15 protein-coding genes are annotated in these 15,666 nt (G+C 50.5%); 6 read left to right on the forward strand and 9 right to left on the reverse strand.

Translation table 11 applies throughout. The features are described from left to right. Positions 1–141: 141 nt before the first annotated feature. The 3 genes from Q1B04_RS03260 to Q1B04_RS03270 all read left to right on the forward strand — a co-directional run bounded on the left by Q1B04_RS03260 (position 142) and on the right by Q1B04_RS03270 (position 3,478). A complete protein-coding gene (locus tag Q1B04_RS03260) occupies positions 142–1,425 on the forward strand; it encodes a hypothetical protein (protein ID WP_299755490.1) in 1,284 nt (427 codons plus the stop codon). Between the two features lie 44 nt (positions 1,426–1,469). Next, positions 1,470–2,234, forward strand: coding sequence for a hypothetical protein (locus Q1B04_RS03265; protein WP_299755492.1), 765 nt, complete (start codon positions 1,470–1,472; stop codon positions 2,232–2,234). A 158-nt stretch (positions 2,235–2,392) separates the two neighbouring features. Next, entirely contained in the window at positions 2,393–3,478 is a 1,086-nt protein-coding gene (locus Q1B04_RS03270) for an alpha/beta fold hydrolase (RefSeq protein WP_299755494.1), read from the forward strand. A 156-nt stretch (positions 3,479–3,634) separates the two neighbouring features. On the opposite strand, the gene Q1B04_RS03275 is transcribed toward Q1B04_RS03270, so the two are convergent. The 5 genes from Q1B04_RS03275 to Q1B04_RS03295 all read right to left on the reverse strand — a co-directional run bounded on the left by Q1B04_RS03275 (position 3,635) and on the right by Q1B04_RS03295 (position 8,105). Further along, positions 3,635–4,579 (reverse strand): helix-hairpin-helix domain-containing protein, encoded by a 945-nt coding sequence (locus Q1B04_RS03275; RefSeq protein ID WP_299755495.1) that lies wholly within the window; start codon positions 4,577–4,579, stop codon positions 3,635–3,637. A gap of 9 nt (positions 4,580–4,588) precedes the next feature. Beyond that, positions 4,589–4,747 carry a hypothetical protein gene (locus tag Q1B04_RS03280; RefSeq protein ID WP_299755497.1) on the reverse strand — a complete coding sequence of 53 codons (159 nt, stop codon included), beginning with the start codon at positions 4,745–4,747 and terminating at the stop codon, positions 4,589–4,591. Positions 4,748–4,753: 6 nt separating this feature from the next. Next, positions 4,754–6,406 carry a sodium-dependent transporter gene (locus Q1B04_RS03285; RefSeq protein ID WP_299755498.1) on the reverse strand — a complete coding sequence of 551 codons (1,653 nt, stop codon included), beginning with the start codon at positions 6,404–6,406 and terminating at the stop codon, positions 4,754–4,756. A gap of 133 nt (positions 6,407–6,539) precedes the next feature. Next, a complete protein-coding gene (locus Q1B04_RS03290; RefSeq protein WP_299755500.1) occupies positions 6,540–7,451 on the reverse strand; it encodes an SDR family oxidoreductase in 912 nt (303 codons plus the stop codon). A 3-nt stretch (positions 7,452–7,454) separates the two neighbouring features. Beyond that, complete coding sequence (locus Q1B04_RS03295; protein WP_299755501.1) at positions 7,455–8,105, reverse strand: peptidylprolyl isomerase; 651 nt, start codon at positions 8,103–8,105, stop codon at positions 7,455–7,457. Positions 8,106–8,390: 285 nt separating this feature from the next. Between Q1B04_RS03295 and Q1B04_RS03300 the strand changes: the two genes are divergently transcribed. Then, positions 8,391–9,947 carry an alanine/glycine:cation symporter family protein gene (locus Q1B04_RS03300; RefSeq protein WP_299755502.1) on the forward strand — a complete coding sequence of 519 codons (1,557 nt, stop codon included), beginning with the start codon at positions 8,391–8,393 and terminating at the stop codon, positions 9,945–9,947. A 117-nt stretch (positions 9,948–10,064) separates the two neighbouring features. Here Q1B04_RS03300 and hemC read toward each other — a convergent pair whose 3' ends face one another. The 4 genes from hemC to Q1B04_RS03320 form a co-directional block, all read right to left on the reverse strand. Continuing rightward, a complete protein-coding gene (gene hemC / locus Q1B04_RS03305; RefSeq protein ID WP_299755504.1) occupies positions 10,065–11,015 on the reverse strand; it encodes a hydroxymethylbilane synthase in 951 nt (316 codons plus the stop codon). Between the two features lie 327 nt (positions 11,016–11,342). Continuing rightward, complete coding sequence (locus Q1B04_RS03310; protein WP_299755505.1) at positions 11,343–12,467, reverse strand: DNA polymerase III subunit delta'; 1,125 nt, start codon at positions 12,465–12,467, stop codon at positions 11,343–11,345. 138 nt (positions 12,468–12,605) lie between these two features. Next, positions 12,606–13,814, reverse strand: coding sequence for a GlmU family protein (locus Q1B04_RS03315; RefSeq protein ID WP_299755507.1), 1,209 nt, complete (start codon positions 13,812–13,814; stop codon positions 12,606–12,608). Positions 13,815–13,892: 78 nt separating this feature from the next. Further along, positions 13,893–14,138: a type B 50S ribosomal protein L31 gene (locus Q1B04_RS03320; protein WP_073853987.1), complete on the reverse strand. Its 246-nt coding sequence runs from the start codon at positions 14,136–14,138 to the stop codon at positions 13,893–13,895. A gap of 188 nt (positions 14,139–14,326) precedes the next feature. Between Q1B04_RS03320 and Q1B04_RS03325 the strand changes: the two genes are divergently transcribed. After that, positions 14,327–14,842, forward strand: coding sequence for a phosphoribosyltransferase family protein (locus tag Q1B04_RS03325; protein ID WP_299755511.1), 516 nt, complete (start codon positions 14,327–14,329; stop codon positions 14,840–14,842). 212 nt (positions 14,843–15,054) lie between these two features. Then, positions 15,055–15,639 carry a non-canonical purine NTP diphosphatase gene (locus Q1B04_RS03330; RefSeq protein WP_299755513.1) on the forward strand — a complete coding sequence of 195 codons (585 nt, stop codon included), beginning with the start codon at positions 15,055–15,057 and terminating at the stop codon, positions 15,637–15,639. Positions 15,640–15,666: the final 27 nt, after the last annotated feature.

Genomic DNA, 15,666 nt, shown 5'->3' on the forward strand with positions numbered 1-15,666 from the left:
TCTAAGCCATTTAAGCAAGTTAGCAGGATTTAGTTTGAGATGGAAGAGAGGCGAAAGTATAAAGAATTATACTCCTACATCTTTATCTATCAATATTTATAAAAAAGCACTACTTTAAAGGAAGGAAAACAAACAGACCATATGCTGCAGGTACAGGATCTTAACCTCGAAAAGGATATACTGCCCTTGTTCGACTACACCATTAGCGATCACGCTGCAGCTGTGTTGCTCCAGACGCTGCAAAAAATTCCTGATGCGGTGGAGGAGGTATACTATCGCCAACGTATAATGCAGGGTTTTATTAAGAATTGGCTTGTCATCAGTAACTTTACATACCAGCGGCTGGATGTGCGGGAAGTATATGTTTTCCTGAATGACGTTGCCACCCGTCGGTTTGTGGTGGAGCCGAGCAGGTTAAAAGCCACGCTACAGCTTTTTACCTCCGAGGAGGCAAGGCACCAGCTGCGGTCTAAATCAGCACAAACAATCCTGCTGTTCCACAGGCTGCACAACAATTACTTTCTGAGGCTAGACCTGGCAGCTTTCCCGGAGAAATTCCGCAGACGGATCGAAGTCATACTTGCTTTTTTCCAGAAGCTGGACCTCGCGCAAAACGCTTACCTCATCCGGGAAAATAAGTTCTCTGTTAGCGCCCTGGTTAAGATCAGCCAGACTTTGGGTAACCTGAGTATAGAGGAGGTGAATAGGTTCTGGGAAAATATGTCCTTGTTTGAGGCTTACTGGAGCATGACCAAAGGTGTGGACCACCACAAGCTGTGTTTCCCGGTTTTCGCGGACGGCACCTTTACCTTAGATAACTTTTACCATCCCGTGTTGGAGAAGCCTGTCAAAAATAGCCTGCACCTGCACCCACAGGAAAACGTGGTGCTGCTCACCGGACCAAACATGTCGGGCAAGTCCACGCTGCTCCGGTCGGTTGGGCTGTGCGTTTACCTGGCGCATGCAGGGCTTGGGGTACCGGCAACCAGATGCCAGATTCCCTTTTTCGAGACCATTGCCGTCATCATCAACGCCAACGATAACCTACGCAGCGGCTACAGCCATTTTATGTCCGAAATCCAGAACCTGAAAAACGTGGTGCAGCAAGCCGAAGCGGGCAAAAAGTGCTTTGCCGTGTTCGATGAAATTTTCAGGGGCACTAACATTGATGACGCCCTGGACATAACCCGCACCACCGTGAACGGCCTTACCAGGTATAGCCACTCCTATTTTTTTATTTCCAACCACCTGCTGCAGCTCAAGGATAAGCTGGCTCCCGATGGCATCCGGAAGTATAACATAGCCTGTGAGCTGGAACATGGCTACCCTCGTTTTTCCTACAGGCTACAGGAAGGCTGGTCTGACTTAAAAATTGGTAAGATACTTTTTGAAAAGGAAGGTTTAGGCCAACTACTGGCGGAATAGATACTTAGCAGTGTTATCTTGCAGCCGTTTTTCAGCTCACTCTCATGATAGCTTCTGTTGTTACTGCTTTTATCTTTTTGCTTTTCGGCCTGTTGTTTCCGCACAAGCCAAAGCCGGTTAAAGATTACGAGAAGCTGTTGCTTGTAAATGAGCATAAGTACAAAATCTACGAAATATTCTCCATCGTTCCGCTTTTCTTCTTTACCGGCCTTATCTGCTACGTTTTTTACCTGCTGGGCAACGACGTGCAGGAAGTATACTTCCGGGGTCGGGAGGCCGAATTCGCTATCTATCCTCCCGATGCCTTTTGGGTGGTGCCGGGTATTTGCTTTGGTTTCGGGCTGATCATGCCACCCATAGAGTTCCTGTACCGCCTCATGCTGCAAGAGGAGTATGAGGTATACATGGAATACACCAACCGGAAGTATGGCATGGACGGGTATAAGGTGGTGCGGTTGATGTGCATGGGCTGCGTTGTGGCCGGAGTAGGGCTTTCCTTCCTGGGCCTCGGTTGGTATAAGGAGATCAAGGGCGATAAAATCGTTATCGCCGACTTCTATTCGCTAACCCTACAGGAGTATACTATACAGCAAATCGAATCTGTTACGTACTTCGAGAAAAACATTAATTCTGAGGGAATGGCAGAGGTTGAGCCGCACTATAAAATTACTTTCAGCGATGGCAGAACATGGGATACATCGGATAACTTCCATGAGGTGAGCGAGGAGAAGTATGAGGCAATTGTAAATTATCTTGTCTCCAGATCAAACCTTGAGGTAGTTTACAAAGATGTGGATGAGGTAGAGTAACAGGAGGATAACTTCTTGCCATTTACTTTTTCACCTGCTCCTCCTCTACCTTCCCCGAAGCAATGCAACATTTTTGCCGGGATGTAGTTCTTCTAAAAGTATAACCAATCCATATATTACGGCCTAGCCATAGCTTTGTGCTCCATAAAATAATACCAATGAAGATAGACTCCCATCCGGTCAGATTTATACTCCCGGTGCTGCTGTGCCTTTTGTTTACCGCCTGCAACAGAGACAAACCCATCCCCCCTATTGAACGCTTAGAGGAATACACCACTACCAAGCAGTACCCCGGAAAGGTGGGCGACGAGAGCCTGGATGACTGGAAAAAGCACCTGAAAGACATTGAGGTGGTTCAGATAAAGTCTACGATGGACGGCAAGGTGGAGCCGGCGCTGTTTTACGAGTCTGAGTCGACCCGCAAAAAGCCCTTACTGGTGGTACTGCACAGTTGGAGCAGTGGCTACCTGCAGGTGCCCTCCATCCCGTTCGCGCTCTGGGCCGAGAAATACGACTGGGCCTTTATACAGCCCAACTACCGCGGCGTGTTTGAACAGCCCGAAGCCATGGCCTCGGATATGGCCATACAGGATATCGTAGATGCCGTGGATTACGCCATGCAGCACGCCAACATCGATTCTTCGCGCGTGTACCTGGTGGGCTCGTCCGGAGGCGCCATGACGGCCTTGGTAACCGCCAGCCGCCACCCCGAGCTTTGGGCTGGAGTAGTGGCCTGGGTGCCGGTGTTTGATATTCCAGAGTGGTATGACTTTAACCTGTATTACCCGCACCGCAAGTATAACAGCCAGATTGTAGCCGCCCTGGGCGGAGAGCCGCTGGAAGGAACACCAGCCGAGGCGGAAGGCAAAAAACGCAGTCCTAGCACCCAGATTCATCAGGCCAAGGAGGTTCCCATACTCCTGGCTCACGGTATAAACGATCTGCTGGTGCCGCCGAGCCACTCCATCCGCGCCTTCAACATCCTGGCCGACCCATCAGACACTATCTCCAAAGAGCAGATGGATTACATTGTGAAGGAGCAGGCTATACCAGAGAGCATGCAGGGCGAGGCCAGCGAGCCATACTTTGGAAAGGGTGACCCCGAAGTAGTCTTCAGCCGTGAATCTGATAACGTGAAGCTGGTACTGTACATAGGCGTGCATGATATGGCCTATAACTCCACGCTGCTCTGGCTAAACGACCAGCAGAAGAAACAGCCACAGCCCGCTACAGCTCAGAAATAGTAAACTCTTTGCTCTGTGCATCAAGTATCTATAAAATCTATACTTTATACTTGATTCGCGGGGGGAACATCGCTTGATTCTAATGTCCGGAAGCCAAATTTTCAGACTATTGGCCTTACCCTCTCTGGCAGCAAGCTACTGAAGAAATGTTAACGCTTACAGCGCCAGGTATGGCTTGATCTTTTCATACAGCTCTGCCGTTACCAGCTTTACCTGCCGCACATCCTCCACCTGCTCATACTTGCCATGCTGCTCCCGGTAGGCCACTATAGCGCGGGCCACGTTAGACGATATGTACGGGTGCGTGCGCAGCTCATCGGCAGCGGCCGTATTTATACTTAGCTGCTGCACTACGTTAGCCTTTGGTACAAAAGTATACTTGTGCAGGCTATCCACCACCTCCGGCTGCAGCCCGTATACCTCGCGCAGCTGCTCCATACTATAAAAGCCGCCCAAGCCACTTCTATACTTTACTATGCGTGCGGAAAGCTTGCTGCCGATACCCCTTATCTGCTTCAGCTGCGTGGTGTCGGCGGTGTTGATGTTGAAGGGTGCCAGTATAAATTTCTCCCGCTTGCCGGTATTCCAGTTTGGGTTTGGGGCGGATCTGGGCGAGTTGCCAGCTATACTCTCTGACCGTTTATACTTGGATGGCCGCTCTTCTGGCAGCTCAATGTACGGGTACAGCCGCTGAAAAACAGAGTCCGGGAGGCCGTAGATTCTGCCCAGCTCTGCTTTGTAGGTCAGGTCACCTACCTTGCTACGGTAGTTAAGGATGCGCTGCGCCAGGTACTTGGGTAAGCCGAAAGCCTGCCACTCCTCCACCGTCAGTTGGTTGGGGTTAAAGGGCCGTAGCGCCACGGCAGGCACTTTATACTTTGCATTCAGCTCCGGCTGCCTCTCCTCCAGCTGCGCCACCAGGCTATCGAGCAGTTGGCGGTCTTGGGCTGCAGTAAACTCAGGCTCCGAAGTATAGATGCTGCCAAAAAGAAAAGGTGCCGCCGATAGCAGCACCAGTAAGGTGAGTAGCACCAGAAACGCATTTACCTCGCGCTGCGAAAAGCCGAAGTTCCTGCGTATCCAGTGCTTTAATTGTTTCATGTATAAGCTTTACGGTTTTACCTGGCGATCCGGCTCATCGTCGTTATCCAGGTACGAGTCAGGCTCAGGCTTTGGCGGTGTTTTTATCACGCGCACAAAAAAGTATATCATCAGGCTGGTTACCAAAATCATGGTACCGAGCATCACAACAAGTGCAGATGTATTCATAGTTTCTTAAATTCTTCCTTCTCTAACTCTTTTTTTATAGGCAATGTAAACCAGTCCCGCAATACTCAGGAACACGGCCACAAGTAGTATACGCGAGGCATTCACGAAGAACAGCGTATCCTGCAGTTGCTCTATCACGGCAGGGTCTGTGGCCTCTGCCAGTTGGCGCTTCAGGCTGGAGTTTTTGATCTTGTTGATGATGGAGCTATCGTCCAGCACCCACTCTCCGGCAAAAGCCTTGCCCCAGTCGCCGCCTTTCGGTGTTACCAGCGAGCCGATAAATACCCACAGCAGCAGCAGCGGCGTTACAAATTTGATGATGTACTTATAGATGTATGGCACCTGAATGTCAGCTCCGGAAGTAATTTCGCGCCAGCCTTTGCCCATGCCGAACACCCAGGCAAACAGGATTGTCTCGAACAAGGCAAACACTACCAACGACACCGTACCGGCCCAGTAGTCATACTCATCAAACACGCCATACTTAAAGAACAGCACGGTTGGCATACCCAACAGCAGCACGATCAGACCGAAAGACCAGGCGGCAGGCCGGCGTCTCCAGTTAAACTCATCCTGCAGGAAGCCGATCCAAGGTGTACCCATAGCCAGCGAAGAAGTGATACCCGCAAAGAAAAGCAGCCCAAACCACATAAAGCCAGCCACAGCACCAATCGTATCGCCCCACTGGAAGAACAGGTATGGCAAAGTTTTAAAGCCAAGGCCCAGGCCACCCAATTGCACCAGCTCTGTTACGCGCTCAATGCCTAGGTAACCGATAGAGATCGGGATCAGGATAGAGCTACCCAGCACCACCTCCACAAACTCGTTCATCCAGCCAGCCGACATCGCGTTCAGGGCAATATCATCCTTAGAGCGCACATAAGAGGCGTAGCAGTGTACCGTACCCATACCTACCGACAGGGTAAAGAAGATCTGACCGGCAGCAGCGAGCCACACCGTTGGCGACCACAGCTCATCATAGTTCGGAGTCCAGAGGAAGTTAAGGCCAGCGGCGCTGTCGCTTAGGGCACCATTTTCGCCAGCTTGAATGGTAAAGCCTTTGTAGGCCAGGAAAATACCGAACAGGATCAGCATCGGCATACCGAACTTAGCCACACGCTCCACGCCCTTCGCCAAGCCCTGCGACAGGATCCAGGTATTCAGCAGCAAGCAGATAACAAAGAACACGATCGGCTCGTAAGGAATTCCGAAAGTAGATTTTCCCAGGCTTACGTACTCGTTAAAGAACGCTGCCACGCCATCCTGGTCTAAACCAGCGAAGGTGCCGCCCAGCGAGTGGAACACATAAGAAAGCGTCCAAGACTCCAGGTAACAGTAGTAAGAGGCAACGGCAATGTTTGTCCAGATACCGAATACGCCAATGTACTTCCAGAGGCGGTTCTTGTGCATAGTATCCACAATAAAAGGTGTGGAGTGGTGCCCAAACTTGCCTCCGAAGCGGCCCATCGACCATTCTATCCAGAGCAGGGGAATACCCATCACCAGAAAACAGATAAGATAAGGGATGATGAAGGCGCCGCCGCCATTCTGAACCGCCTGCACCGGAAAACGCAGGAAGTTTCCGAGACCTACGGCATTACCGGCCATCGCCAGGATCAGGCCGACGCGTGAGCCCCAGGATTCTTTGTTAGCACTCATAAAGTAAGGTAGAAGTGTTTAGTTAGTTATAAGGTGTTTGGTGGTAATCCGCTGAAATTTAAGGTTCCAATATAGGTAATGGTTTGGATAGCTGCATTAAAAAACTAATATTTTTAATGTTATGGCAATAATATCAGCCCTGTTTCTCTGCCTGCTCTGCCACCATGCGGATGCCTTCTGCAAAAGTGTGCGGGCGGTAACCTAAATCCATTTCCGCTTTGCGGATGATAAAGCCGGTACGAGGCGGGCGTTTGGCAGGCTGCGTAAAGGTGCTGCCATCTGCTTTATCAATCAAAGCTTTGTCCAGGGTAAAGAAATCGGCTACCTGCATGGCCATCTCGTATGGCGTTAGCATTTCTGAGCCGGAGATGTTGTAGATGCCCTCGGCGTTATGCTCGGCGGCCAGCCAGCAGCCCATGGCCAGGTCTTCGGCCAGCGTTGGAGTCCGGAACTGGTCTGTAACCACTTTGATTACTTTACCGGCCTGCAGGCTATCGCGCACCCATAGCACAATGTTGGAGCGGCCGTAGTCGTGGGCAACGCCATACACCAGCACAGTGCGAAGTATGGCCCATTTGCATTTGGCCTTCTTCACGACCTCCTCTGCCATCAGCTTGGTTTCGCCATAGAAGTTAACCGGGTTTGGCTCAGCTGTTTCGTCGTATGGCCCGTTCTCGCCGTCAAATATAAAGTCGGTGCTTACATGGATGAGGTGGGCGTTATACTTCTCACAGGCATGTACCAGGTACTGCACGGCATCGCGGTTTAAGAGCATTGCTCCGTCGCGATCGCTTTCGCACTGGTCCACGTTGGTCATGGCAGCGGTGTGGATGATGTGCGTCGGGCGAAACTCGCTTACCACCAGATCCACCTGCTCAGCGCTTGTTACATCCATACTTCTGAACGGCAGCGTTGGGTAAAGGCTGGCCAATTTGTTCTCGCCACGGCTGGTAGCCAGTACTTCAATATCCTGCTTCGGCAGCAGCAGTTCGGCCAGTTTCTGGCCTAACAGGCCGTTAGAGCCGGTAATTAGAATGCGCATCATGTATTATTTCTTTTCCAGTGACTGGGTATTATAGTTGTAATCATACTTCTTGGCGATCTTTTTCTTCTTAACCTGCTCCACTGCCACTTTCATTTTGATGTCTGTCAGCGGGCGGTCGCGGCCGTCTTTTGGCTGCTCTGCAATCTTGTCAATCACATCCAGGCCATCCACTACCTGCCCAAACACGGTGTATACTTCATCCAGCATCGGGGTACCGTTGTGGTTCTCCACGATATAGAACTGGGAGCCGCTGCTGGCACGGGAAGGGTTTACACGGTCGTCCTGGCGGGCTGCTGCAACGGCACCGCGCACGTGCCTGTGAGACGGGTTTATTTCGGCGGGCACAGTATAGCCGGGGTTGCCTGCACCATCGTTGCGCGGGTTATCGTCCTTGGTATTGGGATCTCCGCCTTGAATCATAAAGCCGTCTATTACCCGGTGAAATGTGGTGCCGTCGTAAAAGCCCTCTTTAGCCAGCTTCAGGAAGTTGGCTTTATGCTGCGGCGTGTCGTCAAAAAGAATCAGTTTGATATCGCCCTGCGGCGTGGAGATAGTGACAAGTTGATCTTTGCCCTTCGGTTTTTGGGCCAGCACCACCAGTGGCAGCACAAAGGCAAGCAGGGCAGCGGCAGCTATTCGTTTCAGCATTTTCATACTTCTGTTTTAGTCGGTTTTATATAAAGCACTCTCCGGCTACAGGTAGCAGGATTTCAAATTTAAGCCTTTTTAGCACTTGTTTATATTTTCAGAGCATTTTCTGCAGCCTATCGCCTTAGCCAGCAAGCTGTATAAAGTATAAACTACATCAAGATCGGTCGCGCCTATATTGAACTATATTGCTTTTTTAATGAACTGACGCAGGCAATCGGGCCAAAAACTTTACATTGGCAGCAGAAAAAGTTAAATTTAAGAAAAGTGACTAATCAACTATCCTCATAAATGAAAAGAATCTTACTCTCTGCAGCGCTCAGTTTGGGGGTCTGTAGTACCCTCTTCGCCCAGACACACAAAACCACTGTCGACGAACAAATTGATGCTGCCATTGGCCCTACGGCACAATTTATTTCAGACATTATCTTCTATGAACTCTCCATAGCAGGCGTTGGCATTCCACTGATTCTGGTGTGGCTTTTAGCTGGCGCTCTGTTTTTTACAGTATACCTGGGCTTTGTTAACATCAGAGGCTTTAAACATGCCCTGGATATTGTGCGGGGCAAGTATAACCAGGAAGGCGCACCCGGTGAGGTAACGCACTTCCAGGCACTTACAGCTGCCGTTTCCGGCACGGTAGGCCTGGGTAATATTGCCGGTGTAGCCATAGCTATCTCGCTTGGTGGCCCGGGCGCAACCTTTTGGATGATTTTGGCAGGTTTGCTGGGTATGTCGTCTAAGTTTGTGTCGTGCACGCTGGGTGTAAAGTACCGGGATCACCACGCAGACGGCACTGTATCCGGTGGCCCGATGCATTACCTGAACAAAGGCTTAAAAGAACGCGGCATGCCAGCCATAGGCAAGTTCCTGGCTGCTTTCTTTGCTATTATGTGTATCGGTGGTGCCATAGGCGCAGGCAATATGTTCCAGATAAACCAGGCTACGCAGCAGTTTATAGCTGTAACAGGCGGCGAGGCAGGCTCTTGGTTTGGGGGCGGTAACGCCTGGATTTTCGGTTTGATTATGGCTGTGCTGGTAGGCCTGGTTATACTTGGTGGCATGAAGAGCATTGCCCGTGTAACCGAAAAAGTGGTGCCGCTGATGTGTGCTATATACATTTTAGCCGCTATAGTTGTACTGATCTCTAACTATACACTTATACCGGGTGCCTTTTCAGCAATTTACGAAGGCGCTTTCTCGGCTTCAGCCATTGGCGGTGGCGTAGTGGGTGTAATGATTCAAGGCCTCCGCCGGGGTATGTTCTCTAACGAGGCCGGCATCGGCTCTGCTTCCATTGCGCACTCTGCCGTTAAGACTAATGTGCCGGTAACGGAAGGTTTTGTAGCCTCACTAGAGCCGTTCATAGACACGGTGGTAGTTTGTACCATGACGGCGCTGGTAATTGTGGTAACAGGCGCTTACCAAATGGACGCCGCCGGCGACGGCATCGCGCTTACTTCTACCGCTTTCGCCACTGTTATCGATTGGTTCCCGATCATACTGGCTGCCGCAGTTATACTTTTCGCCTTCTCTACTATGATCACCTGGTCTTATTATGGCCTGAAATCGTGGACTTACCTGTTTGGCCATAATAAGGCAGCGGATATCAGCTTTAAGCTTCTTTTCTGTTCTTTCGTGGTGCTGGGCGCGCCTATGCAGCTTGGCAGCGTGGTTGCTTTCTCAGATGCCATGCTATTTGCCATGAGTATCCCAAACATGGTAGGCTTATACTTGCTGGCCCCGATTGTGAAGCGCGAGATGCAGGATTTCCTGGCTTACGCCCGCTCTACGAAGAAAAACCCGCTTACCAAAGAGGCTGTTAAAGCGGAAGCAGCAAAGGTTTAAGTATACTTTTACTTGTTGATAAACAAAGAAGGGTCGCCTGAAACAAGCGACCCTTCTTTGTTTATATTCTGCGCGAGTTTAGCGCAGCGTAATTTGTGGCAGGTGTTTATCTGAAACTTATTCCTCTCTTTCAGATTTTATACTTCTTAGGATCTCAGCCCCGCCTTGGTTTAAAATGATATTGGCCAGCTCCTCACCGAGTTCCTCGGCAGTTACCGTTGGACCTTCCATTGTTTCCTGCAGCAGTGTTTTGCCATCCAGGCTTACAATGCCACCAGTTATACTAACGCCTTCGTCAGTAAGTCTTGCCAGTGCAAACGACGGAATACTGCAGCCGCCCTCCATGGTGCGCAGGAAAGCACGCTCAGCTAGCAGGCATACATGCGTTTGGGTATGGTTCAGCGCCTGTTTCAGCCCTTTTTTCAGTTCCGGCTCCAGGTTACGGGCGCATTCAATGGCTACGCTGCCTTGCCCGGCGGCAGGCACAAACTCATCCTCCGGAAACGTATGCACAATCAGATTATCGTAGCCCATGCGTACTACACCGGCGTAGGCCAGCATCAGGGCATCGAACTGCTTTTCCTCCAGTTTGCGTAGGCGCGTCTGCAGGTTTCCTCTCGATTCGGCAGTGGAAATGTTTGGATAATGCTTCTTTAGCAGTGCCCTGCGGCGGGTGGAGGACGTACCGATGACGGCTTTACTATCACGCTCCAGCTTAAAATTCGGGTCGAAGCTCAGGATAACATCGTTTACCTGCTCCCGCTCCATAAAAGCCACCAGTTCCAGATCAGCAGGAATACTGGACTGCACATCTTTGGCACTGTGCACAGCAATCTCCACCTGCCCTTGGCGCAGCGCCACTTCCAACTCCTCGGTAAACACACCTTTAGAGCCTATTTTATCCAAAGATTTATCTAACACCTGATCGCCTTTGGTGCTGATGATAACCAGCTCTGTTTTAAAGCCTGCAGCCTGAAGTTTTGCCGCAGCGTGTTCGGCTTGCCACAGGGCCAGCTTGCTCCCACGTGTGCCAATACGTATGGTTTTATTCTTGATATCTTCTGACATGTTATACTTTATGCGAGGCTGCAGCTATACTTTATACTTTGCTTAGCCTCAGTTTATACTTACTATAATGATGAGAGCGGCTGCAAATTTCAGCCTTCATTGGCCATCCTTCTGTTTACTCTTTTGTCATCCTGAAAGTGACACAGCCCGGACTTGTTTCGGGGAATCTTGGTTGCTGATAGTATAAGCTTCACCTCTTTTCTACCAAGTTTCTTAACAGAATGGCACAAGGGGTTTATACTTCAACTGTTTCTGTGAACCCACCCCTAGCCCCTCCAAGGAGGGGAATCATTATCACTGAAAATAATCAGCAATAAACAATTAATTCTACCCTTTACGCAGGTAGCCGGCAATCTGCAGCGAGCTATCCACAAACACCATCTTCGGGTTAGCGTTTCGCTCGATGTGGTAGTGCGCCTGGTTCAGTTCTTCGGCTAGTTCGCCGGCGTTGTTGCCTGTTATTACCTTCGAGAACTTCTGCACAAAATCCAGCTCGGCTGGCGGCAGAAACGATATCAGCGAAGCATCCACCCCATAAAGCATCACCTTGCGGAACAGGTTGAGGGCGTACAGCAGAAAGTTCTTCTGGTTCTCACGGCCCAGTTTCTGAAATTCATCGCTCATCTCCACCAGGTTATTAAACTTATAACTGTAGCAGTAGCGCATCCAGTCGGTGAAGAAGGTGAAGTAGTCGCTGCTAACCTCACTGGTGAGCTTGGCGGCCGCATTTAAATTGCCCTCGGCCAACTGTGCCACCTGCGCAGCACGGTCAGCCTCCAGGTTATACTTTTGCTGCACATACTGCACCACCTCCTGCTCCGTAAAGTTACGCACCTGCATAATCTGCGTGCGCGAGGTAATGGTGGCCAGCAGCTTCTCCGCCGACTGCGCCACCAGCAAAAACAGCGTCTGAGCCGGCGGCTCCTCCAGCAGCTTCAGCAGGGCGTTGGCCGCAGAAGGGTGCATGAGCTCCGGCAGCCAAATGACCACAATTTTATAGCTGCCTTCAAAAGCCTTCAGCGACACCAGCTTTACCAACTGGCGGCTTTCGTCTTTCGAAATAATGCCTTGCTTATTCTCGGCCCCTATGTGCTGCATCCACTCGTTCAGGCCCTGAAATGGGCTGGCAAGTATAAACTCGCGCCACTCGTTCATGAACTTGCTGCTCAGTGCATCTTTACTTACCGACTTGGTGGCCGTCACCGGCATCACAAAGTTGAAATCCGGGTGCACCAGCTTGTTCATTTTTACGCAGCTGCCGCATGTTCCACATGAATCATCGGGCTGTTTGTTCTCGCAGTTAATGTAGGTGGCATAAGCCAGCGCCAGTGCCAGGTTTGCGCTTCCCTCCTGCCCCAGAAACAGCTGCGCATGCGCCACATGGTTCTGCTGCACCGATTTAAGCAACAACTGTTTCGCTTCCTGATGACCTATGATCTGTGAGAACTGCACTGGAGTAATTGTTAATAGTTTATTGCTGATTGTTAATTGCTCTGGAACGATTTGTTTATTGTGAGTGTGTATGGCAGTCGCTTTATTAGCTAGCCACAATTCCCATTCACAAGAACAACAATCAGCAATTAACAATCATTAATTAGTTTTCTTATCCCAAATGCGATACTGCTGGGTTTCTTCAAAAATATGGTTGAGCATGTCGCGGTCTTCCTGGTCGAGCTGCTTGTTGCGCCGGGCCAATACCTTCTCGGCAACTTCTACCACTTTGCGCATCTGGAAAGTCTCAAAACCGGCCGAACCGCCCCAGCTAAACGACGGGATAAAGTTACGCGGGAAACCCGGGCCGAAGATATTGGCACTCACGCCCACCACCGTGCCGGTGTTAAACATGGTGTTAATGCCGCACTTGCTATGGTCGCCCATGATGAGGCCGCAGAACTGCTGCCCCGTATTCTTAAAGCCGCCTTTGGTGTAGTTCCAGATCTTCACCTCGGCATAGTTGTTTTTCAGGTTGGAGGTGTTGGTATCGGCTCCGATGTTAACCCACTCGCCAAGCACCGAATTGCCCAGGTATCCTTCGTGGCCTTTGTTAGTATAACCGAAAATAACGGAGGCTGCCACCTCACCGCCCACTTTGCAGAATGGACCGATGCTTACGTCGCCACGCATTTTGCCGCCCACGTTCACGTTACTCTCCTCGCCAAGCGCAAATGGCCCTTTTATTACCGCCCCCTCGTGCACCTGCGAGTTTTTACCCAGGTAAATCGGGCCGCTTTCGGCGTTAAGTATGGCAGCGCGTATTTTTACGCCCTCTTCAATAAAGATATTCTCTTCATTGTACACCATTGTATACTTATCGCCGATGGGCTGACTTTGGCGACCTGCGGTTACCAAGGCATAGTCGCTGCGAATTTGATCTCCGTTCTGCAGAAAGATATCCCATACATCATGGATAACGGCGCACTCGCTATACTCCTTTGCATGAGCAGAAGTATGATTAACCAGCGCTTGCGGCGTTTCAAATACAGCACCTTCGCTGTGCAGGGCGATAAGCAGGCCGTTATGGTACAGCGCCTCCCCTGGCTTCAGCTCAAGCACGGCAGTTGCCAACTCCGCATCCGGAATAACAGCGCCGTTAATGTACAGGCTTTGTGCGCCCACACCGGATGTATACTTTGGCTGCAGGTATGGCTGCGTGAGGTAGGCAACTGGCTCTCCCAAGCGCTTTGCCCATTTCTCGGCAATTGTAAGTATACCTACGCGCATGTCGGCCACGGGCCTGGTAAAGGTCAGCGGCAGCAGGTCCTGCCGGATGGCTGGTTCGTCGAAAAGTATGATTTCCATAGCACAAAACTAAAAAAGTCTCCCTAAAATGAATCAGGAAGACTTTTCGTTTGAAACGTTTTAACCGGAATAAACCGCTTATTTTTTCTTGTAACGGGTGTTGAATTTCTCCACACGTCCAGCAGTATCCACGAAGATGTTTTTACCAGTGTAGAACGGGTGAGAAGCAGAAGAAACTTCCACTTTAATTACCGGATACTCTTTACCGTCTTCCATCGTGATAGTCTCGTCAGAAGTCATAGTAGAACGAGTGATAAATTTAAAATCACTGGTCATATCCTGGAAAACCACCTGTCTGTACTCTGGGTGAATGCCTTTTTTCATTATCGTAAACGTTAAATAACCTTAATTTCTGAATCGGACTGCAAATTTAACAAGATTATTTGAAAGTAAAATGCTATGGACCAAATTATTTTACACTTCCGGCAAAAGCCGCTGCCAATGCAATTATCTTCTTAAATTTGCTTGAGCGGCTTTCCGTTTGCCGTGCATAAAAGCCAGAACCACAAACTATGACACCACAAGCAAAACACCACAACCAGATACTGGACCGTGCCCAGATAGAGCAAAAGGTGACGCGCATTGCCTACGAGATATACGAGCGCAATTTTGAGGAGCAGGAGCTGGTACTGGCCGGCATCTACCCGAACGGCTATACGCTGGCTGAGCATCTGGCCTCGCGGCTGCAGCAAATCTCCCCTATACAGGTGCGCCTGTTGCAGGTAAAGCTCAACAAAGATACGCCCCTGCAGGAGCCGGTACAACTGCAGCCGGAAGGTGTAAACCTGGACAGCAAAGTGGTGATATTAATAGATGACGTGCTGAACACCGGCAAAACGCTGGCCTATACCTTAAATGCTTTTCTGCCGCTGAACCCTAAGAAGGTGGAGGTGGCCACGCTGGTAGACCGCCACCACCCGCTCTACCCTGTCGCCGCCACTTACACCGGCTACTCGCTTGCCACCACGCTGCGCGAGCGCGTGCAGGTAGTGCTGCAGCAAGATGAGGTAGCGGCTTATTTACTGTAGACCTCCCCCTTGCCCCCTCCTAAAACAGGAGGGGGAGAAAGTAACGCCTGCTTGTGCTTGTGCTAGTGCTTGTGCCATTGTTGGTGTTTTCTTTCACCAACAATCTATACTTTATTCGCTTGCTGGTGATAACACACAGCAAGGGCACCAATCAAACAAAGGCAGCTCTGTAGCATCATTAACATTCCAACAATTAAACCATCAAGGCCCCGATGAAAAAACTCTGCTTTGCAACCAACAACCAACATAAACTGGCCGAAGTAAGCCAAATGCTAGCAGGCAAGTATGAACTGCTGAGCCTGCAGGACATTGGCTGCAACGAGGAGCTACCTGAAGAGCAGGAAACACTGGAAGGCAACTCGCAACAGAAGGCCGAGTATGTATGGGATAACTATAACGTGAGTTGCTTTGCCGATGATACCGGCCTGGAGGTGGAGGCGCTGCACGGTGCCCCGGGCGTGTACTCGGCACGCTACGCCGGCCCGCAGCGCTCCGACGCCGACAATATGAACAAACTGCTGCTGAGCCTGCAGGGGGAGCAGAACCGCCGCGCGCGCTTCCGCACAAGTATAACCCTGATTCTGGATGGGCAGCAACACCAGTTTGAGGGCATCGTAACAGGAAGTATAGCCGAGAGCTGGCAAGGCGACAAAGGCTTTGGCTACGACCCTGTGTTTGTACCAGACGGCCACGACCGCACTTTTGCCCAGATGAGCGCCGAGGAGAAGAACGTCATCAGCCACCGCGGCCGCGCCATGCAGGAGCTGGTGCGGTTCTTGAAAGGCCTGGAAGTATAAAAATAACCGCTGAAAGTAGCCTAGTAC

Source organism: uncultured Pontibacter sp. (assembly GCF_947495565.1).
Lineage (GTDB): Bacteria > Bacteroidota > Bacteroidia > Cytophagales > Hymenobacteraceae > Pontibacter.